The 909-nt window shown below is 69.5% G+C and carries 1 pseudogene; it reads right to left on the reverse strand.

Annotation, left to right across the window (positions count from 1 at the left end):
• Positions 1 to 48: 48 nt before the first annotated feature.
• Positions 49 to 909 (reverse strand): annotated as a pseudogene (gene arcS / locus BN903_RS08285) (archaeosine synthase subunit alpha); the annotation flags it as partial.

Raw genomic sequence — 909 nt, forward strand, 5'->3', positions numbered from 1 at the left:
CCTATCCCCTGTGTGCCTTGCCTCCCACGACTACTCGTCGCCCGCGCCGCCGAACAGGTCGTCGCCCGCGCCGTCGCCGAGCAGGTAGTCGGCGAGCGCCCGGACCGTGTTGTGTTCGCGCTCCCGCTTGCTGTACGCCGGCTCGCCCTGTAGGGCGGCGTTCAGCTCGCCGAGCGACTCGTCGGTCGTCGGGTGGTCGACGCAGGTGTACTCGAAGGGGACATCGATCTCGGGGTCGGCCTCGACGCGCTCGCAGATCTCCCTGTAGCCGTCCTCGGGGACGTGCGCGACGACGCGGGAGTAGTCGTTGCGCGTCAGATATCGCCGCAACACCTCCGCGACGAACTCGATCTCGTCTTCGCTCCAGTCGCCGGTGACCACGGAGTCGTAGTGCTGTGCGGGGTAGGTCGTCTCCAGTTCCTGTGGGACCACGCCGATCGGCGAGGTCATCGAGACGGTGTGGCCGCGCCACTTGATCGCGTCGTGGAACTGGCGGTGGCTCTGGGAGTCGCTGTACGGTTTCGTCGCCGAGCAGGGAACTAGAACGAGCGGCTGGTCGTCAAAGCGGTTCCGGTAGCGGCTCGTGACGCGGTCGGCGAACCGGCGGATCTCGACGCGGTCGAGCGTCTCGGCGCTCGCCGCGGTCACCTCGGCGTCGCGCATGAGCGGCGTCCGCTCCTCCAGATAGGCCCACTGGTCGTCGAACTCGCGGAACGCGGCCGTGAGCCACCCCTCGTGGCGGGCCTGCCCCTCGACGTAGTCCCGCAGGCGACCGCTCCGGATCCGCTCGCGGACCCGGCGGAGTTCGGCGCGGAGCGCGTTGACGTTGTGCTCGGCGCAGTCGGCGCGCGTGAACTCGCTTCGCGGTTTCGCGCAGGCCGGACAGGCGCACGGCAGTTCGTCGAGGTC

The organism is Halorubrum sp. AJ67, from assembly GCF_000513435.1.